Consider the following 442-nt stretch of genomic DNA (forward strand, 5'->3'; position numbering starts at 1 on the left):
GCCTATGGTCGTGGTGCAGGGGGGGATGGCTGCCTTTACGCTTGGCAGCAGGTCGCCAGTGGCGACAGCCTCTTCCGGCCCAGATCGGGCGTGATCTCCGTGCGACTGCGCGTCTGCGCGCCGGGCGCGTCCGAGGCCGCCTTGCTGCGCCTGGCCTATGGTTTTTCCGTCAACGCCTCGCTCAGGCGCCCGGGCTGGAACCCGATCGGGGATGCGCCATCGCCCTCCCCCGACCTCGGCGAAGCCGGCGCACCGATCTATCCCCTGCCTCTGACATCCATGCCCCAGACATCCCTGCCTGACGCGCTCGAGCGGCCGCCTCGGGTTGCCCGCCCGAAGCGTCCGCAACCGGCCCGTGCGGAGGTGAGAGACCCCGTCCCAGACAGGTCTTTGCCAGACAGGCCTTTGCCGGACCGCCCCCTGGAAGGATACCCGACCGTTC

1 protein-coding gene is annotated in these 442 nt (G+C 69.9%); it reads left to right on the top strand.

Going from position 1 to position 442, the window contains the following annotated elements:
- A partial coding sequence (gene bcsN, locus AB4Y92_RS25870) for a cellulose biosynthesis protein BcsN (protein WP_441822222.1) occupies positions 1-442 on the top strand: 442 nt, incomplete at both ends.

Origin of the sequence: Lysobacter sp. TAB13 (genome assembly GCF_052113885.1) — a bacterium.
Lineage (GTDB): Bacteria > Pseudomonadota > Gammaproteobacteria > Xanthomonadales > Xanthomonadaceae > Lysobacter > Lysobacter gummosus.